The sequence below is a fragment of the Herbihabitans rhizosphaerae genome, assembly GCF_004216555.1.
Taxonomy (GTDB): domain Bacteria; phylum Actinomycetota; class Actinomycetes; order Mycobacteriales; family Pseudonocardiaceae; genus Herbihabitans; species Herbihabitans rhizosphaerae.
In genome coordinates this window covers 1-25,284 of sequence record NZ_SGWQ01000019.1, presented here as the reverse complement: position 1 = coordinate 25,284, position 25,284 = coordinate 1, and the positions used below count along the sequence as shown (strand labels likewise).

Sequence of the window (25,284 nt, the reverse complement as noted above, 5' to 3'; positions counted from 1 at the left end):
GTCACTCCCCCTTCGCGCCCTTGGCCGTGCTGCCGAGGGCATCCCAGTCGATCAAGCCGTCGCCGAGGGTACGCACCGAGGTGAGCAGCCCCAGCCGCGCGGCACGCACCTGCGGCCGGCTGTCCATCACCATGATGTCGTCGAAGAACCGATTGATCGCGTCGACCAGCGCACCGGACGCGCCCACGAAGTCGGCGAGCGTGTAACCGTTCTCCCCCAAGCGTTTCCTGGTCTCGGTCACCGTCTCGGCGAGTGCGGACTCGGCCGGCTCGGACAGGTATTCGCGGTCGATCGACGGCTCGACGGCGTCGGTGCTGGCGAGGATCCGCCGCACCCGCTGCATCGCCTCGGCCGCGGCGGCCAGCACCGCGTCACCCTCGTGCTCGTCCAGGTACCGCAAGGTCTGTTCGGCCAGCACCGGACGCTCGCCGAGCGGGCGCACGGCGGTCACCTTGCCGTGCTCGCCACCCTCGTCCAGCAGCAACTGGGTGTAGCGGCCGAGTACGAAGTCCGCCGCCTCGGCGACCACGCCGTCGGCCACCTCGACACCCTGCTCGCGCAGCACGGCGGCCGCGGCGGTCAGCCCGTCGGTGACGGTCAGCTCGCCCAGCGGCGGCTGCTCGCGCAGCGTCTTCACCACGCCGAGCGCGGCCCGCCGCAGGCCGTACGGGTCGGAGCTGCCGGTCGGCTTGGCCCCGGTCGCGAAGAGGCCCACGAGCAGGTCGAACCGGTCGGCGAGGGCCAGCACCGCGCCGGGCACGGTGGCCGCGACCGGATCGTCGGTGGACCGCGGCTGCTCCATCTCGCGCAGCGCGACGGCCACCTCCTCGGGCTCACCGGCACGGCGGGCGTACTCGGTGGCCATGGTGCCGGCGAGGCTGGTCATCTCGACCACCATCTGCGAGCCCAGGTCGAACTTCGCGAGTTCACCCGCCCGTGTGACCACCTTTCGGTCACCGGCGGCAAGATCAACGCGATCGGAGAGCGCCTCCGCGATCCGGGCGATCCGCAGCGCGCGATCGGCCACCGAGCCGAGCCCGTCGGCGAACGCCAGCGAGGCCAGCTTCTCCTTCATGGTGGCCGGCGGCACGGCGAGGTCGTGGTTGAAGAAGAACTCGGCGTCGGCGAACCGGGCCCGCAGCACCGACTCGTTGCCGGCGCGCACCACGTCGTGGTCGCAGTCGCCGTTGGCCACCGCGACGAAGTGCGGCAGCAGCGAACCGTCCGACGCGCGCACCGGCAGGTACCGCTGGTGCTTGCGCATCACGGTGGTGAGCACGTCGCCGGGAAGGTCCAAATAGGACTGTTCGTACGAGCCGAGCACCGCGTTGGGCCGCTCGACGAGGTTGGTCACCTCGTCCACCAGCGCCGCCTCGCCGACCAGGTCGACGGTGCCGCCGGCCGACGCGGCCAGCTCGATCGCCTGCGCCACGACGGCTTCCTTGCGGACCGACGCGTCCAGCTCGATCCCTTGTGCGGCAAGGAATTCCGGGTACCCGTCGGCGGAGGCGACCGACACGACGGGCTCGTCGGCGGTGCGGTGCACGCGGGTGGTCGTGCCGCTGCCGAGCGAGGACACGGCGACCGACAGCGGAACGTCGCCGAGCAGCGCCAGCAGCCAGCGCACCGGCCGCGAGTAGGCCAGCTCCGAGTCGTTCCAGCGCATGTTGCGGTCGGCCCGCAGCGCGCGCACCACGTGCCCGAGCACCTCGGACAGCACGGCCGGCGCCTCGCGTCCCTCGACCGTGGTGCGCACCGCGACGTACTCCACGCCGTCCGCCGTCACCCTGTCCAAAGTGGACGGATCGACGCCGTGCTTGCGCGCGAAGCCCTCGCCGGCCTTGGTGGGCTTGCCGTCCGCGTCGAACGCCACCGCGGCCTTCGGGCCCCGGTTGGTCTGCTCGGTGTCCGGCTCGCGCGGCGCCACCTCGGACACGATCGCGACCACTCGCCGAGGAGTCGAGTACGTGGTGATCTCGCCGTGCGGGAGCTTCGTGGCGGCCAACCGCGTGGTCAGCTCCTCCCGCACGCGCGCCCGCGCCTTGGGCACCTCGCCGGCGGGCAGCTCCTCAAGGCCGATCTCGAACAGCAGTGTCGCCGGCTCGGACGGCCCGCTGACCTGGCGCGCGACGGCCGGCTCCGGCGAGGGGGCGAGGCCCAGCGGGTGCTCCAGCTCGGCGCGCCGCTCCACCCAGAGCTGTGCCACGTCCCGCGCGAGCTTGCGCATACGGCCGAACGCGCGCGCCCGCTCGGTGGTGGACACCGCGCCGCGCGCGTCGAGCACGTTGAACACGTGCGAGCACTTGAGCATGCAGGTGTACGCGGGCACCGGAAGGCGCAGCTCGATCAGCCGCTCGCCCTCGGTGGCGTAGGACTCGAACAGCGCGCGGTTGGACTCGATGTCCGCGTCGTCCAGGTAGTACCGGGACATCTCGTACTCGGCCTGCGCGAACACCTCGCCGTAGCTGATGCCCGGCGCGTAGGCGATGTCCTTGAAGTGCGAAACCCCTTGCAGCGCCATGAGAATGCGCTCGATGCCGTAGGTGATCTCCACCGAGATCGGGTTCAGCGTGAGACCGCCGGCCTGCTGAAAGTAGGTGAACTGGGTGATCTCCAGACCGTCCAGCCACACCTCCCAGCCGAGGCCCCACGAGCCGGTGGCCGGGTTGGCCCAGTTGTCCTCCACGAACCGGATGTCGTGCGCCTTGAGGTCGACGCCGAGCGCCTCGAGGCTGCCGAGGTACAGCTCCTGCGGGTTGCCCGGGTCCGGCTTGAGGATCACCTGGTACTGCGTGTGCGTCTGCAGGCGGTTCGGGTTCTCGCCGTAGCGGCCGTCGTCGGGGCGCACGCTGGGCTCGACGTAGGCGACGTGCCACGGCTCGGGACCGAGTACGCGCAGGATCGTCGCCGGGTTGAGCGTTCCCGCGCCGACCTCGGTGTTGAACGGCTGGGCGATCATGCACCCGCGCTCGGTCCAGTACGAGGTCAACGCCAGCAGTGCGTCTTGCAGCGTCCGCATGTTCTCTCTTCTTGATTGGCGGTCTACAGGGAGAGACTCCCTCGCGGTAGACGAATCGTACGTGCGCCCTAGGTCACGTCCGCGAGGTGGCGTCGGAACCACGTGGTCAGGCCGACGTCCACGGCGCGAGCCAGTGGTGACTGCGGCGCGGGCTCGATGCCGGGCTCGTCGGCGAGCGGGTGCGCCAGCTCGGGGATCGACAGCAGTTCGGACCGGTCCCCCAGTTTCTCGGCGAGGCTGATCGCGTCAGCACGCAGCGCCGGGTGATCTTGTTCGCCGCTGACCACCAGCAGCGGAGCGTGACCGGCGATGGCGTCCGCCTTGGGGACGAAGTCCAGGCTGTCGACAGCCTTCGAGGACTCGGCGTCGTACGGGTACTCGCCGGGGAACAGGTCCACGACCGATCGCATTCGGATGGCGGCGTTCACCACGGCGCCGGCGAAGATCGGCACGTCGGTCTCGGCGAGGACGCGCAGCGCGACGGCCCCGCCCAGCGAGCCGCCGAGCACACCGACCGGGCCGTCACCGACCGGCAGTTGTGCGCGAACCGCCGCCAGCGCGGCCGGGAACTCCTCGAACGCCTGCTTGACGAACGCGTACAGGAACGACATCAGGACGTCCTCGCGGATCAGCTCGAGGCCGGCGTCCATGCTGCCGTCGACCATGCGCGCCCCGCACATCGGCATCCCCAGGTGCACCCGCCACGCGGGCAGGCCGTTCATCGGCAGCGCGGCGGCGAACGCGGCGTTGGACCTCGGCGCGTCCAGCATGTGCCAGGTGACGATGAGCGGCGCGGCACCGCCGTCGGCCGGCGGCAGTGCGGTGAACGGCACGCCGGCGGCCGTGCCCGTGATCGGTGAGTGCATGCGGCCACGGTAGGTCGGCGACAGTTCACCGGGAGCCGGTTACGCCACCGGCGAAACGAAGGATGCCGCGTTGCGGTGAAGCCTGGGGGTCGCCCCACCGCAACGCGGCGCCGCCGGACTGAGGGGGAGGTGTCCGGCGGTGTCTGGAAATCGCGCTGGCTAGCGTAAGGCCGCGTCGTGCTCAGCGCCACCGGGCTGTTAGCGCTCCCAGAGCGCCGAGCGTTACCGCCGCCGCCGTCGAGGTTCGCAACACGGTAGGCCCCAACCGGACGACCTGCGCACCAGCGCCAGCCAGGGTGTCCAACTCGTCGGGCGCGATTCCGCCCTCGGGACCGACCACCACGAGAAGATCACCCGCAGCGGGTAGGTCCGCGTCGGTGACCCGAATCTCGGCGGACGCGTCGAGCACCATCGCGGCGGCACCACCGGAGATCCGTGCGGCGATCTCGGCCGTGCTCGCCGGCTCGGTCACCGACGGAATCCACGCGCGCCGGGACTGTTTGGCCGCCTCGCGCGCGGTGTCGCGCCAGCGTCCGAGCGCCTTCTCCCCGCGCGGCCCGTCGTCCCAGCGCACCACGCAGCGGGAGGCGCGCCACGGCACGATCTCGTCGGCGCCGGCTTCGGTGGCCAGCTCCACGGCCAACTCGCCGCGATCGCCCTTGGCCAGCGCCTGCACCACGACCACCCGAGGTGACGGCGGCGGCACCGACCAGCGTTGCGCGATCAGCAGCAGCAGCTCGTCCCGCTTCCGGCCCGCGGTCGACTCGGCCACCGTGCAGCGCGCCATGCCGCCGGATCCGTTAGACAGCAACAACTCCTCGCCGACGCGCAGCCGGCGCACGGTCGCCGCGTGCCGGCCCTCGGCGCCGCCCAGCACGGTGTGACCGCCGGCCGGCAGCTCGTCGACCAGGAAAACGGGCAGGCTCATCGGTGCCTCGAACGCAGTCGGGAGAACAAGCCGCCGCCCCGCCCGCTGCCGGCGCCGGCCACCGTGTGGTCCTCCTCGCCGCGCAGCGCCGCCATCTCGCGCAGCAGCTCCTCCTGCTTGGCGTCGAGCTTGGTAGGCACCTCGACCTCGACGTGCACGTGCAGGTCACCGCGCCCGTCCACGCGCCCGGACGAGCGCAGGCGAGGCATGCCGCGGTTGGTCAGCACCAGCTCGGTGTCCGGCTGCGTGCCGGGCTCCAGCTCCAGGTCCTCGGCGCCGTCCAGGGTCTCCAGCGGGAGCACCGCGCCCAGCGCCGCCGTGGTCATCGGCACCCGCAGCGTGCAGTGCAGCTCGGCACCCTCACGCTCGAACGTCTCGTGCGGCAGTTCCTCGACCTCGACGTACAGGTCGCCGGCCGGGCCGCCGCCGGGGCCGACCTCGCCCTGTCCGGACAGCCGCACCCGCATGCCGTCGGCCACGCCGGGTGGCACCTTCGCGGTGATCGTGCGGCGGGCGCGCACTCGCCCGTCGCCGCCGCACTGCCGGCACGGGTCCGGGATTACCTCGCCGAACCCGCGGCACACCGGGCACGCGCGGGCGGTGACCACCTGGCCGAGGAACGAGCGCTGCACCTGCTGGACCTCGCCGCGCCCGGCGCAGGTGTCACAGGTCTCTGGCGAGGAGCCCTCCGCACAGCCGGAGCCGCGACACTCGTCGCACAGCACGGCGGTGTCCACGGTCAGCTCGCGGCTCACGCCGGTGAGGCACTCCTCCAGCGTCAGCTCCATGCGGATCAGCGCGTCGGAGCCGGCCTGCACCCGGCTGCGCGGGCCGCGCCCGCCACCGCCGCCGGCCGCGCCGAAGAAGGCGTCCATGATGTCGCCGAGGCCGCCGAACCCGGCGAACGGGTCGCGCATGCCGCCGCCACCGCCGGCGCCGTTGTCCATCGGATCGCCGCCCATGTCGACGATCTTGCGCTTCTGCGGGTCGGTCAACACCTCGTACGCGGCCGTGACGTCCCGAAACCGCTGCTGTGCCTCGGCGTCCGGGTTCACGTCGGGGTGAAGCTCGCGCGCCAGCTTTCGATAGGCACGTTTGATCTCGTCCGCCGTCGCGTCCTGACGCACGCCGAGAGTGCCGTAGTAGTCCCTCGCCACCGTTGTCCCAGTCCTCCTGATCGCCGGCTAGCGCGCCGACAAGATCTTTCCCACGTAGTTCGCCACCGCGCGCACGGCAGCGATTGTCCCCGGGTAGTCCATTCTGGTGGGGCCGACGACCCCGATGCCCCCCAACAGCGTGTCACGCGTGCCGTAGCCCATCGACACCACCGACGTGCTGCGCATCTCCTCGGCCTCGTTCTCGTTGCCGATGCGGATCGTGATCAGGCCCGGATCCTGTGTCGCGGCAAGGAGTTTGAGCACGACGACCTGCTCCTCGAGCGCCTCCAGCACCTGCCGAAGGGAGCCGGGGAAATCGGCCACGTTGCGGGTGAGGTTGGCGGTGCCGCCGAGCACGAGCCGCTCCTCCGGGTGATCGACCAGTGACTCGACGAGCACGGTGGACACCCTGATGATCGTGTCCCGCAGATCGCTCGGCGCGTCGTCGGGCAGTGCGGCGACCTTGGCCGCGGCCTCGGGCAGCCGGTAACCCACGAGCGTGGAGTTGAACATCGCGCGCAGCCGCGCCACCGACTCGTCATCGATCACGTCGCCGAGGTCCACCATGCGCTGGTCGACCCGGCCGGTGTCGGTGATCAGCACCAGCATCACCCGCGCCGGCGTGATCGGGACGATTTCGAGGTGCCGGACCGTGGAGCGGGACAGCGTCGGGTACTGCACGACCGCGACCTGGTGGGTGAGCTGGGCGAGCAGCCGCACGCTGCGCCGGAGCACGTCGTCGAGGTCGATCGCGCCTTCGAGGAAGTTCTGGATCGCGCGCCGCTCGGGCGTGGACAGCGGCTTGATCTCGGACAGCCGGTCCACGAACATCCGGTAGCCCTTGTCCGTGGGGATGCGGCCGGCGCTCGTGTGCGGCTGGGTGATGTAGCCGTCCTCCTCGAGGCTGGCCATGTCGTTGCGCACGGTCGCGCTGGACACTCCGAGGTTGTGCCGCTCCACGATCGCCTTGGACGCGACCGGCTCCTGGTCGGAGACGTAGTCGGCGACGATGGCGCGCAGCACCTCGAAGCGGCGCTCGTCCGCGTTGACCACGTGCCACCTCCCCTGCTGGGCTGTCTGCGCTCCAGTTTACGGAGCGGGGCGCTCGGCCATAGCGCACAGGCACCCGAGAGTGCGAGACTCGCTCAACTTCGCGGCCGAGGAGTGCGCCATGCAGTCGACCACGATGACCACCGTCGTCCTCCCGATCGCGTTGGCGATCATCATGTTGGGCCTCGGCATGTCGTTGACCGTCGCCGATTTCAAGCGGGTGGCGAAGGTACCGAAGGCCGCGTTCATCGCGCTGGCCTGCCAGATCCTGGTGCTGCCGGCGATCGCGCTGCTGCTGGTGTTGATGTTCGACTTGAAGCCGGAGCTGGCCGTCGGCGTGATGCTGCTGGCCGCGTCGCCGGGCGGCACGACGGCGAACATCTTCAGTCACCTCGCGGGCGGGGACGTGGCACTGAACGTGTCACTGACGGCGATCAACTCGGTGCTGGCCGTGGTGACGCTGCCGATCGTGGTGAACCTGGCGATCACGGGCTTCCTGGACGCGGACACGTCGATCGGGCTGCAGGCGGACAAGATGCTGCAGGTGTTCGCGATCGTGCTCGTTCCGGTGGTGATCGGCATGGTGGTGAACCGGCGGGCACCTTCACTGACCGCGCGGCTGCGCAAACCGGTGAAGATCGCCTCGATCGTGTTCCTGGCGCTGGCCACCGGGCTGGCGATCTTCCAGGAGCGCGACAACGTGGGCGGCTACCTGAAATCGGTCGGCACACTGACGCTCCTGCTCGCCGTGCTGAGCCTGACGATCGGCTACTGGATCCCGCGCCTGGCTCGGGTCACGCGCAAGCAGGCGATCGCGTCGTCGTTCGAGATCGGCATCCACAACTCGGTGCTGGCGATCACGATCGCGCTGTCCCCCGCGTTGTTGAACAGCACGGAGATGGCGATCCCGGCTGCGGTCTACGGCGTGGTGATGTTCTTCCCGGCGAGCGCGCTGGCCTACTGGATCAGCCGACGTCGGGAGCCGGCCGAGGTCGTCGCGCCCTGACCTGACCGAGTGGCCGCACCGGCCCTTGCCTGCCAGGGTTTTCGGGTGATTCCCATTGTGCTGGCCGCCGCCCTGGTGGCGCTGGTCCGGTCGCTCGTCGCGGTACGGCTGCAACGCTGGCACATCGGCGCGCCCGCGGTGATGGTGTCGGCCGGTGTGCTGATCGGGCTGGCGGTCCACGGGTCGATCGCCGAGGCGTTGAACACCGAGTCGGCTCAGCATGTCGCCGAGATCATTCTGGCGTTCCTGCTGTTCGTCGACGCCACCGAGATCCGGGGTGGCCGGCTGTGGGGCAACTCGCCGAAGCTGGTCGCGCGGGTGTTGCTGATCGCGCTTCCGCTGAGCGTGGCATTGGCGATGCTGCTGGGCGCGGTGCTGTTCCCCGAGTTGTCCTGGGCGCTGCTGCTGATCATCGGGTGCGTGGTCGCGCCGATCGACTTCGCCCCCAGCGAGTCCATCGTGCGTGACCGGCGGCTGTCGGCGCGGGTGCGCAGCGTGCTGAACGTCGAGGGCGGCTACAACGACGGGCTCGTCTCGCCGGTGTTCGTGTTCGCCCTGCTGCTGGCCAGTGGCGGCGCCAAGGCCAACGCGCCGTGGGACGCGCTGCTGACCGCTCTGGACCAGGCGACGAAGGCCATCGTGGTGGGGATCGTGCTCGGCGGCGCGATCGCGTGGCTCACCCACCGGTCCGACCTGGCCGGGTGGACCAACGAGCAGTCCCGCCGGATCACGGTCGTGCTGACGCCGCTGGTCGCCTACACGGCCGCCGTCGCGATCCACGGGAACGGCTTCGTCGCGTCGTTCGTGTGCGGCATCGCGTTCCGCTACCTGCACGGCGTGCTGCTGGCCCGACGGATTCGCCGCTCAGCCACCTCGCACGAGACGCACGCGCCCACCGCGCTCACCCGGGATTTCGGGCTCATCGAGGACGTCACCGCGTTGATGACCATGACCATGTGGTTCGTCGTGGGGCTCGCGGCCGTGGTGATGTTCTCCGGCTACGTGGGCTGGCAGGACATCGTGTTCTGCGTCGCGGCGCTCACCGTCGTGCGGATCATTCCCGTCCTCGCGGCGCTGATCGGCTCACCGGCGCCGCGCCGGGACAGGCTGATGCTCGCCCTGCTCGGCCCACGGGGAACGACCACCATCGTGTTCGGCCTGATCGCCTACAACGCGCTGCCCGAAGGCGATGCCGCCGACACGGTGCTGTTCACGACTGTGTTGTGTGTGCTGGGAAGCGTCCTGCTGCACGGCACCGGATCCAGCCTCGTCATCCGATACTCGCGATCAGCCGCGCAAGGCTCACCGCCGGAACGGTGATCACCGGCCCGCAGACGTTCTTGGAGTCGCGAACCGCCACGGTGTCGCCCGCGTGCGCCAGCTCCACGCAAGCCGAGTTCTAGACACCTGAGCTGTAGGTGCTCTTCCGCCAGATCAGTGTCGAGTCGTCCACGGTCACCCCGCGATGGTGTCGATCAGCCGCGCCAAGCTGGCGGCCGAGAGGGTGATCACCGGCCCGGCGGTGTTCTTGGAATCGCGAACCGCCACCACCCGCCCCGCGTGCGCCAGCTCCACGCAGTTCGTGCCCTCGGTGGCGCTACTGAAGCTGCTCCTCCGCCAGGTCGGTGTCGAGTGGTCCACGGTCACCCCGTTCGTCGTACCTCAGCGCACTCCATGTGACGCTGGATCAGCTCTCGTGAATCCTCCTCGTTGAGCGCATCGGAACGCAACTCCTCGAACCGTCGTGTGTACTGACTCACCTGCATCGGTTTGTCGAGAAACTGCTCGTTGAATGGGTATTCGTGGTACACGATGTCCGACTCGCCCAAGTATCGCGGAAATCGCAAGATGCTGAACGATCCTTCGACTCCATCATGGTCGACGTCGATCGGAATCACCTGAATCGCAATGTTCGGCTTTTCCGACATCGTGATCAAGTGCTGAAGCTGCCGGCGAAGCACGTCCCGCCCGCCGCGCGGCCTTGTGAGGACCGTCTCGTCGAAGACAACCTTGAGCCGCAACGGGTTCTCCCCGTCCAGGCGCTCCTGCCTCGCACCTCGCAAGGTGGCAGCACGGTCGGCGACCTTCTTGGCATCGCGCCGCCCGGCGTACCGCCTCATGACGAGAGCCCGGGTGTAGTCCCCAATTTGAAGGATCCCGGGAATTAGGGCGAGCGCGAAATCGAAGGTCTCCTCCGCCTCTGTCTCGAAATTGACGTAAGCACCGACGCTGGTGATGCCGTAATCGTGCCACCAACCCTTCTGACAGGTCGCCGCCGCCATTTCGATCAGCGGCGGCCACTCGTCACAGGGCACCATGTACCGGTCGAGCATGCTCTTGAGCATGTGCGGGCTGCACCTGACCTTGCCGTTCTCGAGGCGGCTCAGCGTGCTGACCGTCGTGTACAGGTCGTCCACGACGTCCTCCGGGTCCAGGTTCTGCCTGACGCGGTAGTCCTCCAAGATCCGTCCGAGCCGCCGCCGGTAGAGAGCCGGGCTCTGCCGAGTGGTCACTGCGATCCCCTTTCGCCATGTTGTCTCATCTGACCATCCACATGCGGATGCTGACGTGGGATTGCGTCACCCGATCGGGGCCTAGTTCGGCGGCTTCATATACTCCGCCTGCCTGGGGCAGGGTGGGATTAGAGGTGGAACGGTGCGCCGTCGTCTTGTCGGTTTGTTTCTAGCGTTTCTCGCGTTGTGTCTGGCCATGGCCGGCTGCACGTCGACGGTGAGCGGCACGGCGAGTGCCGCCGGTTCGGACGGAGGCGGTCAGGGCAACGAGCCCGACGGCCCACCACCGCGTACGCCACAACCGCCCGACCGTGACGCCGCGGCGGTCACGTCGGCCCTGCGCAAGCTGGACGCCTGCGCGCTGATCGACATCCCGGTCGCCAAGTCACTGGCGCCGAACGCGACGCCGATCCCGCGTGGGCCGCACTCGTGCCTGCTCTCACCGACACCGCAGCACGACATCATCAAGGAGTCGGTCCGCATCACCGTCGGCGACGACTCCGACCACGTTCGGCGATTCAGTGGCGTCCCGGTCACTATCGGCGGGGCCAAGGCGTACGAGTACCGCGACGACTCGAGCTCCAGGCGGTGCGAAATCGCCGTCCCGGTCAGCTTCACGCTCGCGATCACGGTGGAGTTCAGAGGTGACGACGTCGAAGGCGCGTGCCGAGTGGTGCGGAAGGTCACCGAAGCCGCGATCGGCAAGCTGCGCAACCCCGACGCGCTGAACGTCGACCCGGCCAAGCGCCCGTTCGCCGCGTGGGACGGCTGCACGTTCCTCAAGCAGGTGCTCGGCAACCCGCCCGAGTTCGACTACGTCGGCGAAGGCACCTACGACCCGTTCAGCGGGTGCGCGGCGGCCAAGCGGCCGCAGCGGGGACAGCCGCCGAGCGCCACGTCCAAGGAGGACGTCAAGCTCACGGCGGAGTACGACGAGGCGCCCAAACCCGCGCCTGGCATGCGGCCCATCGGCGGCAAGCAGGTCGTGTTCTCCGAGCGCACCGGCGAGTGCAAGCTGGAGTGGGCGCAGGGCGACTCCGGGACCGGGGACAAGGACTTCGGCGTGCTGATGTTCGAGCTGTCCGCGAACTGCCAGGCCGCGACCCAGATCGCGGAGAAGATCATGCAACTGGCCGGGCAGGCGCCGAGCGATGCGACTTCTCCGCAGCGCCCGCTGCTGTACGGCCCGAACGAGCCCGACACGGCGGCGGTCGGCGCGTGCATCCACTCCGCCCAGGGCTCCAGCAAGGACTGCGAGCCGTACCAGCCCACCGAGGTGCCCAAGGGATATCAGGCGATCATCGCCGCGGTGACCAAGAACCGGCATGTCCAATGTGCGGTGTTCGAGCCGGCGATCAAGGCGGCGTTCGGGCCCGAATTCCTCCCGCTCAGCTGGGGTCAGCACTGCTTCTTCGTCGAGCCGACGCACGCGCTGCACATCACGGTGAACGTCCTGCCGCCGACAGCGATGCACGTCCCGGGCAAGTACGGGCGGGGCTACCCGAAGCAGGAAGTCCAGCTCGGCGGCAAGCCCGCGTCGACCTACTCCAGCGGCAAGGACAGTTTCGACATCTACTTGTCGGCGGTCGGGGACCTCAACGCCGGCGGCGGCCTGCACATCGGCCTCGAAGCACGCCCGCCGCGCGGCGACCAGAGGACCCTGCAGGCGCAGCTCGACCCCGCGAAGATCGAACTCGCCAAGCAGGCGATGACCCAGGTCGTCCAAACCCGCCTCTGACCCCGCGAGTCCCGCGCCCTGCACCGGTGAGTCCCGCGCCCTGCACCATGCGGAGCGCGGGACTCAGGGTGTCTGAGCGCGGGACTCGCGCATTTGGGGGAGGGTGACTCGGACGGTGGTGCCTTGGCCGGGTTGGGTGGTCAGCTCGACCGTGCCGCCGTGCGCCTCGACGACGGAGTCCACGATGGACAGGCCGAGGCCGGAGCCGTTCTCTTTGGCGCGCGAGGAATCCGTGCGGTAGAAGCGTTCGAACGCTCGGGCGCGCTCGGCCTCGCTCATACCGGGCCCGGTGTCGATCACCTCGATCATCGCGCCGTCCCCGTGCGGGTGAACGCGGATCGTGGCGGGCGCGTCGGACGGCGTGTGCCGCAGCACGTTGGACAGCAGGTTCGCCAGCACCTGCCGCAGGCGGGCCGGGTCACCCGACACGACGACCGGCCCGTCGGCGTCCAGCTCCAGAGATCGCGACGGCTCGGTGGCGCGCGCGTCGGCGACCGCGTCGGCGGCCAGCTCGGTCAGGTCGACCGGCTCGCGTTCCAGCGGCCGCCCCTGGTCCAGCCGCGCGAGCAGCAGCAGCTCGTCGACCAGCACGCCCATCCGCTCCGCCTCCGCCTCGATCCGCCCGGTGACCTTGGCCAGATCGGCCGGCCGCTCGGCCGCACCGCGCCGGAACAACTCCGCGTACCCGCGGATCGTGGCGATCGGCGTGCGCAGCTCGTGGCTCGCGTCGGCGACGAACCGACGCAGCCGCGCCTCGGAGTTCTCCTTGTCCTGGAAGGCGTTCTCGAGCTGGCCGAGCATCGCGTTGAGCGCCGAGTCGAGCCGGCCGATCTCCGTTCCGGGCTTGGCCGACGGCACCCGCCGGGACAGATCGCCCGACCGGATCTCGTCCGCCGTGTCCGCGATGTCGGCCAGCGGCCGCAGCCCGCGCTTCACCGCGAACCAGGACAGCACCACGATCGCGAGCACGGTGACCACGCTGGACACGATCGCGACGCGCGCCACCCGTGAGGTCAACTCGTCGTACCCGGCCGCCTGCAGCTCGGCGGCGCGCGGGCTGATCGCGGCGAGCTGGGCGCCGTAGGAGTCGGAGTCCCAGTCCTGCAGCGCGCCGAACGTGGCGCCGACGGCCGAACCGATGCCGAGCACGGCGAGCCCGGCCACGATGAGGATCAGCTTGCGGCGTAACGACATTACCCACTCACCCGCATCACGTACCCGATCCGCGGCACCGTGTGGATCAGCGGCGGGTCGATCGAGTCGATCTTGCGGCGCAGGTAGGAGATGTAGGTCTGCACCACCGCGTCGTTGCCGCCGAAGTCGTACTCCCACACGTGGTCCAGGATCTGCCGCTTGGACACCACCTTCCCGGCGTGCACGGCGAGGAACCGCAGCAGCTTGTACTCGGTGGGCGTCAGCTCGACCGGCTGACCGTGCCGGCGGACGGTGTGCGCGTCGTCGTCGATCTCCAGGTCGGCGAAGGTGATCACGGACGCCGGGCCGGACTTGGTTCGCCGCAGTACCGCCCGGATCCGCAGGATCAGCTCCTCCAGGCTGAACGGCTTGGTCACGTAGTCGTCGCCGCCCGCGGTGAGTCCGGCGATCTTGTCCTCGGTCGCGTCCCGCGCGGTCAGGAACACCACCGGCGCCTCGTTTCCGTTGCGCCGCAAGCGTTCGCAGGTCTGCACGCCGGAACCGTCGGGCAGCATCACGTCCAGCACGATCAGGTCGGGCGCGAACTCGGCGGCCGTGCTGATCGCCTCCGCGCTGGTGCCGGCGGTCGCGGTGTCGAAGCCCTCGTAGCGCAGCGCGGTGGCGACGAGATCGGCGAGGTAGCTCTCGTCGTCGACCACGAGCACCCTGGTCGGTGGTTGGCTCACCGGCACAGTGTCGCGCGCCGGCCCGCGCCAGAGTGGCAGCGGCACGACTTTCACAGAGAACTCTGAGATCGGCCGCAGAGCGCTGGAAGATCGCGCCGCTGCACTGGTCGGCATGGAGAAACTGTCGAGATTCACATTGGCGCACCGGCGACTGGTCGGTGCGATCACCTTGGCGCTCGTGCTCGCCGGCGGCGGCGCGCTGGCGATCGTGTTGCCGCAGGTCTCGGAGACCTACGAGGCGCCGGGGCTGCCCGCGTACGAGGCGAACAAGGCGATCACCGACACCTACGGCACCGGCGGGCGGGAGCGGCCGTTCCTGCCGGTGATCACGCTGCCGGACGGGGTTTCGGTCGACTCGCCAGGGGTGTCCGAGACACTGCGGCGCGCCTTCGACGCCGTGCGGGCGAACGCCCGTGTCGTGTCCTATGTGGACACCGGGGACCGGCGGTTCGTCAGCCCGGACGGGCGGACCACCTTCGCGCTGGTGTTCGGCGATCCGGTCGAGCAGGGCGGCATTCCGGGCAGTGCGCTCGGTGAGGGCGCGAAACTGGACGACCTGATCGAGGCCGCGTTGCGCGACCGCCTCCCGCCGGGTGCGACGTTGCGCATCACCGGGCTGGACCAGCTCGCGACCGGCGAGGACACCGGCGGGCTGAACGTGCCGGTGAAGCTGGCCATCACGATCCTCGCCGCGATCGCGATCCTGGCGTGGGTGTTCCGGTCGAAGCTGGCGTTCGTGCCGCTGATGATCGCGTTCGTGGCGATCCCGATCTCGTTCCTCGGCGTGGCGGCGCTGAGCCTGTTCACCGACATCCACGAGACGACGATCACCATGGCGCCGCTGTTCGGCATCGGCATCGCGATCGACTACGCGCTGATCCTGGTGACCCGCTGGCGGGAGGAACGCGCACGCGGCCGCGACGGCGACGAGGCGGTGCACGCGGCCATGGCGACCGCCGGGCACGCGGTGGTGTTCTCGGCCGGCGCGGTGGTGATCGGACTGGCGACGATGATCGTGCTGCCGATCCCGTTCCTGCGCAGCCTCGGGCTCGGCGGCACGATGGTGACCGCGGCGAGCGCGCTGGTGTCGCTGACCGTGCTCCCCCTGATACTGCGGCGCGCGAAGTTCACCTCGGATCGCGGTGAGAGTCGCATGTGGACGGTGATCGCGCGGAAAGTGGTGCGGCACAGGCGGATCGCCGCCGCCGGATCGAGTGCGGTGCTGATCGCACTGGCCGCGGTGGCACTCGGCATCAACGTGAACGTGCCCCAGACGGCGAACCTGGACCACGCCGGGCCGGGGCACGATGGGCTGGTGGCGCTCACCTCGGCCGGGGTGCCCAGTGGCGTGCTCACCGCGTTCGACGTGTACGTGCCACCGGGTGCCGACCCGAACGTCGTCGCGTCCACCATCCGCGCGCTGCCCGGGGTGCACACGGTCGCGGCACCGGACGGCGAGGCGTGGCGGCGCGCGGGTTCGGCGGTGATCACCGTGCTGCCGGTGGACGAGGCGGGCACGGACGCCGGTATGGCGACGATCCGACGAGTGATCGACACCGTGCCGGACGGCGTGCTCGTCGGCGGGTACGCGCCGCAGCAGATGGATTTCGTGGACTCCACCTACGACGCGTTCATCTGGATGCTGGTGCTGCTGTCGGTACTCATGTACGTGATGCTGGCGCGCGCGTTCCGGTCGCTTCTGTTGCCGCTCAAGGCGATTCTGCTGAACCTGCTGTCGCTGGGCGCGGTGCTCGGCGCGATGGTGATCCTGTGGCAATGGGGTTGGGGCACCGAGGCGGTGCTCGGGATCCAGCCGGACGGCGTGGTGGGCACGTTCCTGCCGGTGACGATCTTCGCGTTCCTGTTCGGGCTGTCGATGGACTACGAGGTGTTCATCCTGAGCCGGATGCGCGAGGAGTACGACCGCACCGGAAGCACGACCGAAGCGGTGGTGCGCGGCGTCGGGCGGACCGGGCGGCTGGTGACGAGTGCGGCGGCGATCCTGTTCTTCTCGTTCGGCGCGATGGCCACCGGCGGCGAGCTGGACGTGACGATGTTCGCCTCCGGCATGGCACTCGGCATCGTTCTGGACGCCACGCTGATCCGCTCGATCCTGGTACCGGCGACCGTCGCGCTGATGGGCCGCTGGAACTGGTGGCTGCCCGCATGGGCCGCGCGTCTGCTCCGCGTCGAGCCGAGTTTTGTTAGGCTAACCTAAATCACTCGCGACAGCTGAGGAGCCCGAATGACGGTCGCGGAGGACGTGCTGCCGTTCCTGCACTTCGACGCCGAGGTCACCGCAGTGGCCAAGATCAGCGAGCACCTGACTCGCGTGACGTTCGGCGGACGTGACCTGCGGCGGATCACCACGGGCGGACCGGATCAGCGGATCAAGCTCTTCCTGCCCCGGCCGGGCTCCACCGAGGTGACGGTGCCGACGGGCGCGGACTGGTACGCCACGTGGCAGAAGCTGCCCGACGACCAGCGGCCGACCATGCGCACCTACACCATCCGCGCTCTGCGGCCCGGTGAGATCGACGTGGACTTCGTGCTGCACGGGGACCTCGGGCCGGCGTCGCGGTGGGCGGGCCAGGCGAAACCGGGCGACCGGGTGGTGCTCTGGGGGCCGAACGCCGCGAAGTGGGGCGACAACCCCGAGCCCGGTTCACCCATGCAGGGCGCGGACTACGCACCGCGCGAGGGCACAGACTGGCAGCTGATCGCGGGCGACGAGACGGCGTTGCCCGCGATCGGCGGAATCGTGGAGAGCCTGCCGGCAGGGGCGCGGGCGCTGATCTTCGTCGAGGTTCCCGAAGCGGCCGACCAGCAGGTCTGGCAGACCGAGGGCGACGTGACCATACGTTGGTTCCCGCGAGACAGGGTGCTCACGGGAGAGAGCACTGCTCTCGTGAACGCGATCCGGTCCGCGGACTTCCCCGATGGCCAGGTCTACGCCTGGCTCGCCGGGGAGGCCGGCACGGTGCGGGCGCTGCGCCGGCACCTGGTGACCGACCGCGGGATCGACCGCAAGCTGATCACCTTCTGCGGTTACTGGCGCCACGGCAAGAACGAGGACGCGCCCTACGACCCCGACGACCACCAGGCCTGACCTGCCACTCCGCGACTTTCGCAGGGTTAAGTCGGACAAATCGCCCACGATCGCCGACCCCGTGTCACCCGTCCCGACGTTTCCGCACGTCACGCCCCTGCACCCCGCCCTGGAGCGCGGACTTTAGCCCGCTAAAGTCCCCGAACTCAGCGCTGGGCGAGGTGCAGCTCGGTCACTGGGCGGCGGCGCTGTCGTCGGTCGGGCGCACCGAGGCGACCAGGCTTTGGAAGTCGGCGAACACGGTCTCGAGCTGGCCCCGCGTGCAGGTCAGCGCCAGCTCGATGACCGCGCGCAGGTCGGGATCGCGCACGTCGGCCATCGACAGATACGCCTGACACTGCACCAGCTCCCGCGACTGGCCGTTCACCTCGGCGACGAGATCGACCACCTGGCTCAGGCCCGGCGCGTCCAGCGAGCCCTCCTCGACCCGCTGACGCACCTTCGCCGATTCGAGCGACTCCTCCAGTTGGGCGACGGAGTCGTCGGCGATCCGCGCCAGAGTCAGCTCGGGTTCCCGGATCTGACCGGAGATCGTGATGTTGGCCGTGAAGCCGTCGGCCGAGGACAGGTGCACCGCGACGAACGCCGCGTGCGGTGCGCCCGACTCGTCCGGCGACACGGCCTGCCACCCACCCGGCAGGGCGAACTCGATGCGAACGGGCAACTGCGTGGCCATCGCCGACGCTCCAATCAGTCGAACGGGTTGAGCTTGGACGCGACCTTCTTGGCGGTGTTGCCGACCTCGCCCGGGTCGACCGTGAACTCGGCGCCGAGCTTGCCGCCGAGGCCGATCGCCGCGCCAGCGTTGGCACCGATCTTCCACTTGCCGTCCTCGGTCTTGCCGAACGTGGCGTCCGCGCTGGCGCCGATGCCCGCCCAGCCCTCGGCCCTGGCACCCGCCTCGACACCCGAGTGGCCGACGTGCGCGTCACCGACGATCTTGCCGCCGGCGAACGCGTTCGCGCCGACGTTGACACCCTCGGCGCCGATCCTCGCCGTACCACCGAGTTCGGCGCCGACCGCGCCGCGCACGCCGCCGCCCACCTCCACCCGGGTGACACCGAACAGGTCACGGGAAACCTGGCCGCGCGCGCTGGCGTCGACGGCGTAGGCACCGAGGAGGCCGCTGGCGCTCGCGCCCATCCCATTGAAGCCGGCGGTGCCCAATGCGGTGACGTTGCCGGCCTTGAGGGTGGCCTTGCCCTCGGCGTTGAGATCACCGAGCGGCGTGCCGAGCGTGGTGGCGCCCTGTGCCTCGGTCTTGAACAGGTTCGCCTCGGCCAGACCGGCGACCAGCGTGATCTCGGTGCCGCCCGGCAGTTTGGGCATGTCCTTCGTCCCGGCGAACGCGGAGTACTTGTCGAGCTTCTTGCCCGGGTTGTTCGGGTCGTTGTGCCGGTCCTGCCGTGCCTGCGCCTGCTCCGCCCAGCTCTTGCTCTCCTTGATGGTTCGCTTGGTCTTGTCCAGGCCCTCGACACCTTGTGCGGCAACGAAGTTCGCCGGACTGGCGAGCCAGTCGGGGGTGTTCTTGCCCTTGCCGGAGTGCTCGCCGATGGCGGTCGCGTTGGCCGTGCTGGCGTCCTTGAGCTGCTGGCGCGCGCGGGCGAGCGTGGCCTGCGCCTGCGCCCTTCCGGCGACACCCGGATCGGTGAATCCGGGCGTGAGTGGGCACGGCCCACCAGGTGAACCGACCGGTGCGTACGGGTTCAGGCCGGGGTGGAACTCGCCGCCCTTGGCCATGAAGTCGTCGATCGCCTTCGTGGTCGCCTGCTGCGCGGTCTTCCACTGCGCGATCGCCTCACCGGCCTGCCCCTGCGCCCAGGTCAGCGTGGTGGCCTGGCTGTCGACCACACCGGCGGTGGCGATCAGCTCGTCGTGGCCGTACTTCCAGTTGTTCTTCTCCGGCGAGAACTTGCCCCAGAACTGGCCGCTCGCGTCACCCGTCCAGGAGGGAATCGTGACCTGGCCGAGCCCGCCGGACACGTTGAGCATGGTCGTCGCGTCCACCCGCAGCGCGGTGGCCACGGCGGTGACCTCCGCCGGCTCGCCGGGGATCAGCTCCTTCGGGTTCTCCGTCTGTCCGAGCTCGGCCATCAGCGGCCTCCGAACATCGTGGTGTTGCCCTGCTCGAGCACCCGGTACGAGGTGGCCGTACTGAGCAGCGCCTGACCGGCGGACGCGGATCGGCTCTGCAGGATCTGTTTCGCCAGCTCCCACGTGTTGCCGAAGCTCTGCAGCGCGGTATGCACCCCGGCATCGCCGAAGGCCTGGGCGTTGCCGCCGGCCGTGTCCTCCAGGTTGGTGCCGTCCGCCAGGGCGATCGTGTCCCCGATCTTGCCGGCCGCGGTGCCCAGCTCCCCGATCACCACGTCGTAGCCGTCCATGCCTTCACCTCGTCGTGTCCGCCTGCGGTTCCGCTCGAAGCATAGACGTTCACGAACGCGCGTGTTCGCAAAACGGCGAAACACCTGATGTCAACCGTGGGAGTACGGCGAACTGTCCTCCCCCGGCAGACGCGATCACGGCCTCTCGACCGGCACGGTTGGCACCGCACGATTCCGCCGATCGAAGGGGACATCATGGCGGGCAAGGGAAATCGGCGAGCGTGGTTCGCCTCGCCGGTCGGCCGGGTGGCCAGTTGGATCACCGCCGGCATCTGGGTGATCATGCTCGTACTGGCCGCGCCGTTCGCGGCGGACATGGGCTCGGTGCAGAGCGACAAGCAGACCGATCGGCTGCCGGCCGCCGCCGAGTCCACCCGGCTGCACGAACTCGCCGAGCGCATCCCCGGCGACGAGAGCGACCAGGTGCTCGTCGTGTACCACCGCGACGGCGGGCTGACCGAGGCGGACATGACCGTCGCGCACCGGCACCGCGACGCGTTGGCCGTCCACTATGGACAGACGATGCCACCGGTCCGGTCCGACGACCGGAGCACCGCGATGTTCGCCGTGCAACGGGTCGCGGAACACGAGGACGAGAAGGCGACCAGCGCGTTCGTCGAGCACGTCCGCCAGGTCACGACCGACCGCCCGAGCGGTCTGACCACGCAGGTCACCGGGCCGAGCGCGCTCAGCGCGGACATCGACGCGGTGTTCGAAGGCATCGACGTCACCCTCATGCTGGTCACCACCGCGGTGGTGGCCCTGTTGCTGATCATCACCTACCGCAGTCCGTTCCTGTGGCTGGTCCCGCTGCTGTCCGTCGGCGCGGCCGCGTTCCTCTCCATGGCCGCGGTGTACCTGCTGGCCAGCGCGGCCGACATCACCGTCTCCACGCAGAGCTTCTCGATCATGGTGGTGCTGGTGTTCGGCGCCGGGACGGACTACGCGCTGCTGCTCGTCGCCCGATATCGCGAGGAACTGCGCCGCGACGCCGAACCGCGCGAGGCGATGCGGGCCGCACTGCGTGGTGTCGGGCCGGCGATCCTCGCGTCTGGCGGCACGGTCGCGCTCGGCCTGCTGTGCCTGCTCGCGGCGGCGATGAACGACATCTCCGGCATCGGGCTGATCGGCGCGGTCGGCATCGCGTGCACGCTCGCCACCATGTTGACGCTGTTCCCGGTGCTGCTGGTTTCGTTGCGCCGCAAGGTGTTCTGGCCGCGCGTGCCGGTCTTCGGGGAACCGGTACCTACCAACAGCCGGATGGCGCGGCTGGCCGCACGGCTCACCGCACGGCCGGTGCGCACCGCGGGCGTGACCGCCGTCGTGCTCGGCGCGCTCACCCTGGGCACCCTCGGGCTGTCCACCAGTCTCGGCCAGGCCGACCAGTTCGTCAGCAAGCCGGAGTCGGTCTCCGGGTTCGAGACGCTCGCCACGGCCTTCCCGGATCAGGGTGGCCGGCCGTTGCGGGTGGCCGTGCCGAGCCAGCACGCGGCGGCGACCGAGGCCGCGATCCGCGCGCTGCCGGGCATTTCCGACGTGCGGCCGGATCGCGCGGGCAACGGCTGGACGCTGCTGGACGCCACCCCGAAAGCGGCGCCCGACAGTCAGCGGGAGACGGACACGGTCGCCGCGTTGCGGGCCGAGACGCATCGGGTGGGCGGGCCGGACGCGCTGGTCGGCGGGGACGGCGCGGAACGCGTCGACACGGAGAACGCCACCGCGGCCGACATGCGGCTGGTCATTCCGCTCGTGCTCGTCGTGGTCCTGCTGGTGCTGATGGTCCTGCTGCGCGCGGTCACCGCGTCCGTGGTGACGGTCGCCGCCGTGGTGCTGTCCTTCGGTGCGGCGCTCGGCATCGGATCGGTGCTGTTCGACACGGTGTTCACGTTCGGCGGATCGGAGCCGTCACTGGCCCTGATGTGCTTCGTGTTCCTGGTCGCCGTCGGCGTGGACTACGCGATCTTCCTGGTCGCGCGGATCTCCGACGACGCGCCGACGCTGGGCACCACGGTGGCCACCCGGCGCGCGCTCACCGCCACAGCCGGGGTGATCGCGTCCGCCGGTGTGGTGCTCGCCGCGACGTTCGCGGTACTCGCCGCGATGCCGTTCGTCCCGATCGTGCAGATCGGCGTGGTGGTCGCGATCGGCGTGCTGTTGCAGACTCTGATCGTGCAACCCGCTCTGATGGCGCCGCTGGTGGTCGCGCTGCGCAAGGTGATCTGGTGGCCGGGCCGCCGGCAGACGCGCACGATCGCGCCCGAACCCGTGTCCACAGTGGACGCCGGACGGTGACCCGGGTGGCCGGCGGGGTCCGACCGCGCGACGCGCTGCTCACCGCGGCGGTGCTCGGCGCGACCCTGCTGGCCGCGCTGCTCCTGCCGGAGGGGTGGCGCGACGGCCGTCCGCTCGACGGGCGTGGCGCGGCCCTGCTCGCCGCGCTCAACCTCCCGTTGCTCGTGTCCGGGAAGTGGCCGGTCGCGGCGCTGTACGCGTCGTTGCTGCCGCAGATCGTCTACCACGCGCTGGACTACCCGCACGACGCCGCGGTGGTCGCCGCCGCGGTGTTGGTCTACCGCGCGGCGCGGGGTGTCTCGCGTACGACGGCCGTCCTCGCGCTCACCCCGGTGGCGCTGGTGACAGTCCTGACGATCTTGCTGGTCGGTGGCGACACACCAGGGCCGGAGGTCGCCGCAACACTCGGCTGGATGCTGTTCGCCGCGGTGGCCGGGCAGGCGGTTCGGTTGCACAAGGCGTATCTCGCCGAGGTGACCGAGCGGGCGCGGCGGGCCGAGCACACCCGCGAAGAGGAGGCGGCCCGCCGGGTCGCCGAGGAGCGCCTGCGCATCGCGCGCGACCTGCACGACGTGCTCGCGCACAGCATCGCGGTGATCAACGTGCAATCGTCGGTCGCGGTGCATCTGCTGGACGCGCGGCCCGACGATCCCGCGACGAAGGAGATCGCCGAGCCGCTGCGGACCGTGTCCACGGTGTCCAGCACCGCACTCGGTGAGCTGCGCACGACGCTGGACCTGTTGCGCGGCAACGACGTCGACCGCAACGAGCCGGCGCCATCATTGGACGGACTGTCCACTTTGGTCACCAACACGCGGGCCAGCGGTGTCGAGGCGACCGTGACCGAGGACGGCGACCGGCCGGCGCTGCCGCCGTCCGTGGAGATCACGTTGTACCGGATCATCCAGGAGTCGCTGACCAACGTGGTCAAGCACGCCGCCGCTCCGCACGCGTGGGTGCGCGTCGAGTACCGGCCGGACGGAGTCGCGCTGACCGTCACCGATGACGGGCGCGGCACCGGCAGTGGTGGATCCGGCTACGGCATCATCGGCATGACCGAGCGTGCGCACTCCGTCGGCGGGCGGCTGTCCGCCGGGCCGCGCACCGGCGGCGGGTACCAGGTCGCCGCGTGGCTGCCACTGTCCACTGTGGAGGGTTCGTGATCCGGGTGCTGCTGGCCGACGACCAGGGTCTGGTGCGCAGCGCGTTCGCGTTGCTCATCCGGTCGGCTCCGGACATGGAGGTGGTCGGTGAGGCGGCCGATGGTGAGGCCGCGGTGACGCTGGCGCGCGAGTGCCGGGCCGACGTGGTGGTGATGGACATCCGGATGCCTGGGGTGGACGGCATCGAGGCGACCCGGCGGATCGCGGCCGACGACGATCTCGCCGGGGTGCGGGTACTCATCCTCACGACGTTTTCCAATGACGAGAACGTGCTCGGGGCACTGCGGGCCGGTGCGAGTGGGTTTCTGGTGAAGGACACCAAGCCGGCTAGCTTGCTGGAGGCGATCCGGACGGTGGCTGGTGGGGAGGAGTTGCTCTCGCCGGGCGCGACGCGGGCGCTGATCTCGCGGGTGTTGGCGCAGCCGGAGGTGGTTTTTTCGGCGCGGGTGGTTGACGGGTTGACTGATCGGGAGCGCGAGGTGCTGACGCTGATCGGGCGTGGGTGCAACAACGCGGAGATCGCGGAGGTGCTGGTGATCAGTCCGCTGACGGCGAAGACGTACGTGAGTCGGATCATGACCAAGCTGGACGCGCGGGATCGTGCGCAGTTGGTGATCACGGCTTACGAGTCGGGGCTGGTGCGGCCGGCTGCTCCGTGACGCTGTGGTTCGCGAGTCCCGCGTTCTGCACCCGCGAGTTCCGCGCCCTGCACCCGCGAGTCCCGCGTTCCGCATTGGTGTGTCCCGCGCTGTGCATCGGCGTGGGGGTGGCTCTTGGGGTGTGGCGGCGCGGCATTGTGCGGGCCGATACTCACAAGTCAAGGGCGCCTACGGCGTCGGCTTCGCCGACTCACCCCTGGCGGGGTTCGCCCTGGACTTGTGAGCCTCGATCGGCCCTAACCGCAGGCGCTACGGGCAGGCTCCGCCTGCCTTTTGCCCGTACCGCGCCGCCACCTTGCTCCACATAGTTTCACCCGGTGGTCTCAAGTGGTCGATGCGCCATCGGTGTTGAGCAGTAGTTTGTCTAGTTTTTCTTGGGGGGTTTTCCAGCCGAGGGTTTGGCGGGGGCGTCCGTTGAGGCGTGCGGCGATGGCGTCGAGTTCGGCTTGGGTGAATCTGGAAAGGTCTGTTCCTTTGGGGAAGTACTGTCGGAGGAGGCCGTTCGTGTTCTCGTTGCTGCCGCGTTGCCACGGCGAGTGTGGATCACAGAAGTACACGGGCATTCCGGTCATCATGGTGAATGTCTTATGGGCGGCGAGTTCTTTGCCCTGATCCCAGGTGAGACTGTTCTTCATGAACTCCGGGAGCGTTTCCATTTTACGGGCCAACAGTGGCGCTACTCGCTCGGCGGTGCGGTCGTAGGGGATGCGGACGAGCATCACGAACCGGGTTTGTCGTTCGACCAGGGTCGCGATCTGGGATTTACCGCCTTTGCCGATGAGGCAGTCCCCTTCCCAGAAACCAGGGACCGCGCGGTCGTCGGCCTCCTTGGGCCGGTCGCTGATGTTGACCATCTCCGGGATGCGCCCCGTGGTGGCGGCAGCGACCCGGGACGGGCTGATCCGCCGCGTGCGGCCGGTCCCGCGGAGCCAGCGTCAACTGCGTCCGCAACTCCCCACGCGCCTGCAGGAACAACGTCTGATAGATGGTCTCGGGGGACACGCGCATCTCTGGGTCCTCGGGGTAGGACTCGACCAAGTCAGCGCTGATCTGTTCCGGCGACCACTCCCGCGCCAACCCGTTGTTCACCTCATCATGCAAACGCTGACTCACCTCCAGCTTCCTCATTTTCGGCCGTTCCCGCCGCCCTGCCGCCATCCGAGCCGCCACGATCGGCAGATAATCGCCGTAGACGCTCCGATTCCGCGTGACCTCTCGATCGATGACCGAATGATGCCGACCCAACCTGAACCCTATCCCCCGATGCGACAACACACCCCGCGCCAATTCAACCCGCGATAATTTCCCGCTCGCCATCCGTAAGCGAACCCAACCTACTCAAACAACCTTCTCCGTCCAGTCGAGACATCATCCCACACTGGCGCGTTCACCGATTGAGACCACCCCCCATAGTGGTCGATCGAATTCGGTAGAATCGAGGTATGAGGGGACAACAACTAATCGACGAGCTACGGGCTCGCGAAACCCACATTCGACAACTCGAATACGAGCGACTTCAA

At 69.6% G+C, this 25,284-nt stretch carries 22 protein-coding genes; 8 read left to right on the top strand and 14 right to left on the bottom strand.

Going from position 1 to position 25,284, the window contains the following annotated elements; genetic code table 11:
- Position 1: 1 nt before the first annotated feature.
- The 5 genes from EV193_RS32220 to hrcA form a co-directional block, all read right to left on the bottom strand.
- Positions 2–3,019 (bottom strand): glycine--tRNA ligase, encoded by a 3,018-nt coding sequence (locus EV193_RS32220; protein WP_130348755.1) that lies wholly within the window; start codon positions 3,017–3,019, stop codon positions 2–4.
- A 68-nt stretch (positions 3,020–3,087) separates the two neighbouring features.
- The gene (locus tag EV193_RS32215) at positions 3,088–3,885 is read right to left on the bottom strand and encodes an alpha/beta hydrolase (protein ID WP_130348754.1); all 798 of its coding nucleotides are present in this window, start codon (positions 3,883–3,885) and stop codon (positions 3,088–3,090) included.
- Between the two features lie 181 nt (positions 3,886–4,066).
- Positions 4,067–4,813 carry a 16S rRNA (uracil(1498)-N(3))-methyltransferase gene (locus tag EV193_RS32210; RefSeq protein WP_130348753.1) on the bottom strand — a complete coding sequence of 249 codons (747 nt, stop codon included), beginning with the start codon at positions 4,811–4,813 and terminating at the stop codon, positions 4,067–4,069.
- Complete coding sequence (gene dnaJ / locus EV193_RS32205) at positions 4,810–5,970, bottom strand: molecular chaperone DnaJ (protein ID WP_130348752.1); 1,161 nt, start codon at positions 5,968–5,970, stop codon at positions 4,810–4,812. Before dnaJ ends, EV193_RS32210 begins: the two co-directional genes overlap by 4 nt.
- Before the next feature lie 27 nt (positions 5,971–5,997).
- Complete coding sequence (gene hrcA / locus EV193_RS32200) at positions 5,998–7,023, bottom strand: heat-inducible transcriptional repressor HrcA (protein ID WP_130348751.1); 1,026 nt, start codon at positions 7,021–7,023, stop codon at positions 5,998–6,000.
- 79 nt (positions 7,024–7,102) lie between these two features.
- On the opposite strand from hrcA, the gene EV193_RS32195 reads away from it, so the two are divergent.
- Together EV193_RS32195 and EV193_RS32190 are read left to right on the top strand one after the other, a co-directional pair.
- Positions 7,103–8,026: a bile acid:sodium symporter family protein gene (locus EV193_RS32195; RefSeq protein ID WP_242613827.1), complete on the top strand. Its 924-nt coding sequence runs from the start codon at positions 7,103–7,105 to the stop codon at positions 8,024–8,026.
- A gap of 45 nt (positions 8,027–8,071) precedes the next feature.
- Positions 8,072–9,346, top strand: coding sequence for a cation:proton antiporter (locus EV193_RS32190; RefSeq protein ID WP_130348750.1), 1,275 nt, complete (start codon positions 8,072–8,074; stop codon positions 9,344–9,346).
- On the opposite strand, the gene EV193_RS34650 is transcribed toward EV193_RS32190, so the two are convergent.
- The 3 genes from EV193_RS34650 to EV193_RS32175 all read right to left on the bottom strand — a co-directional run bounded on the left by EV193_RS34650 (position 9,297) and on the right by EV193_RS32175 (position 10,539).
- Positions 9,297–9,413, bottom strand: coding sequence for a DUF397 domain-containing protein (locus tag EV193_RS34650; RefSeq protein ID WP_341273217.1), 117 nt, complete (start codon positions 9,411–9,413; stop codon positions 9,297–9,299). The two genes, EV193_RS32190 and EV193_RS34650, sit on opposite strands and share 50 nt — an antisense overlap.
- Positions 9,414–9,481: 68 nt before the next feature.
- Positions 9,482–9,673 carry a DUF397 domain-containing protein gene (locus EV193_RS32180; RefSeq protein WP_130348749.1) on the bottom strand — a complete coding sequence of 64 codons (192 nt, stop codon included), beginning with the start codon at positions 9,671–9,673 and terminating at the stop codon, positions 9,482–9,484.
- Positions 9,670–10,539, bottom strand: coding sequence for a helix-turn-helix domain-containing protein (locus EV193_RS32175; protein WP_165401587.1), 870 nt, complete (start codon positions 10,537–10,539; stop codon positions 9,670–9,672). Before EV193_RS32175 ends, EV193_RS32180 begins: the two co-directional genes overlap by 4 nt.
- Before the next feature lie 142 nt (positions 10,540–10,681).
- Between EV193_RS32175 and EV193_RS32170 the strand changes: the two genes are divergently transcribed.
- Positions 10,682–12,277: a DUF3558 domain-containing protein gene (locus tag EV193_RS32170; protein WP_130348747.1), complete on the top strand. Its 1,596-nt coding sequence runs from the start codon at positions 10,682–10,684 to the stop codon at positions 12,275–12,277.
- A gap of 63 nt (positions 12,278–12,340) precedes the next feature.
- Here the strand turns inward: EV193_RS32170 and EV193_RS32165 are convergent, their stop codons facing one another.
- On the bottom strand, positions 12,341–13,471 hold the full coding sequence (locus EV193_RS32165; protein WP_130348746.1) for a sensor histidine kinase: 1,131 nt from the start codon (positions 13,469–13,471) through the stop codon (positions 12,341–12,343).
- Positions 13,471–14,157 carry a response regulator transcription factor gene (locus tag EV193_RS32160; protein WP_278044244.1) on the bottom strand — a complete coding sequence of 229 codons (687 nt, stop codon included), beginning with the start codon at positions 14,155–14,157 and terminating at the stop codon, positions 13,471–13,473. The genes EV193_RS32165 and EV193_RS32160 overlap by 1 nt, the downstream gene beginning before the upstream one ends.
- Positions 14,158–14,269: 112 nt before the next feature.
- On the opposite strand from EV193_RS32160, the gene EV193_RS32155 reads away from it, so the two are divergent.
- Both EV193_RS32155 and EV193_RS32150 read left to right on the top strand, forming a co-directional pair.
- The gene (locus EV193_RS32155) at positions 14,270–16,375 is read left to right on the top strand and encodes an MMPL family transporter (protein ID WP_130348744.1); all 2,106 of its coding nucleotides are present in this window, start codon (positions 14,270–14,272) and stop codon (positions 16,373–16,375) included.
- A gap of 27 nt (positions 16,376–16,402) precedes the next feature.
- Positions 16,403–17,266 (top strand): siderophore-interacting protein, encoded by an 864-nt coding sequence (locus EV193_RS32150; RefSeq protein WP_130348743.1) that lies wholly within the window; start codon positions 16,403–16,405, stop codon positions 17,264–17,266.
- Between the two features lie 172 nt (positions 17,267–17,438).
- Here the strand turns inward: EV193_RS32150 and EV193_RS32145 are convergent, their stop codons facing one another.
- From EV193_RS32145 to EV193_RS32135, 3 genes are read right to left on the bottom strand one after another with little or no spacing between them, the layout of a single operon-like run.
- Positions 17,439–17,942: a hypothetical protein gene (locus EV193_RS32145; protein WP_130348742.1), complete on the bottom strand. Its 504-nt coding sequence runs from the start codon at positions 17,940–17,942 to the stop codon at positions 17,439–17,441.
- A gap of 14 nt (positions 17,943–17,956) precedes the next feature.
- Positions 17,957–19,360 (bottom strand): putative T7SS-secreted protein, encoded by a 1,404-nt coding sequence (locus tag EV193_RS32140; protein WP_130348741.1) that lies wholly within the window; start codon positions 19,358–19,360, stop codon positions 17,957–17,959.
- Entirely contained in the window at positions 19,360–19,650 is a 291-nt protein-coding gene (locus EV193_RS32135; protein ID WP_130348740.1) for a hypothetical protein, read from the bottom strand. The genes EV193_RS32140 and EV193_RS32135 overlap by 1 nt, the downstream gene beginning before the upstream one ends.
- Before the next feature lie 195 nt (positions 19,651–19,845).
- Here EV193_RS32135 and EV193_RS32130 point away from each other — a divergent pair, with 195 nt between their 5' ends.
- Genes EV193_RS32130 through EV193_RS32120 form a run of 3 tightly spaced genes read left to right on the top strand, consistent with a single transcriptional unit; the run spans position 19,846 to position 23,764 of the window.
- On the top strand, positions 19,846–21,942 hold the full coding sequence (locus EV193_RS32130) for an MMPL family transporter (protein WP_165401586.1): 2,097 nt from the start codon (positions 19,846–19,848) through the stop codon (positions 21,940–21,942).
- Between the two features lie 5 nt (positions 21,943–21,947).
- Entirely contained in the window at positions 21,948–23,105 is a 1,158-nt protein-coding gene (locus EV193_RS32125; RefSeq protein ID WP_165401585.1) for a sensor histidine kinase, read from the top strand.
- Positions 23,102–23,764 (top strand): response regulator, encoded by a 663-nt coding sequence (locus EV193_RS32120; RefSeq protein WP_130348737.1) that lies wholly within the window; start codon positions 23,102–23,104, stop codon positions 23,762–23,764. The genes EV193_RS32125 and EV193_RS32120 overlap by 4 nt, the downstream gene beginning before the upstream one ends.
- A 323-nt stretch (positions 23,765–24,087) precedes the next feature.
- Here the strand turns inward: EV193_RS32120 and EV193_RS34360 are convergent, their stop codons facing one another.
- Positions 24,088–24,618, bottom strand: coding sequence for an IS30 family transposase (locus EV193_RS34360; protein ID WP_242613826.1), 531 nt, complete (start codon positions 24,616–24,618; stop codon positions 24,088–24,090).
- Positions 24,619–25,284 lie beyond the last annotated feature (666 nt).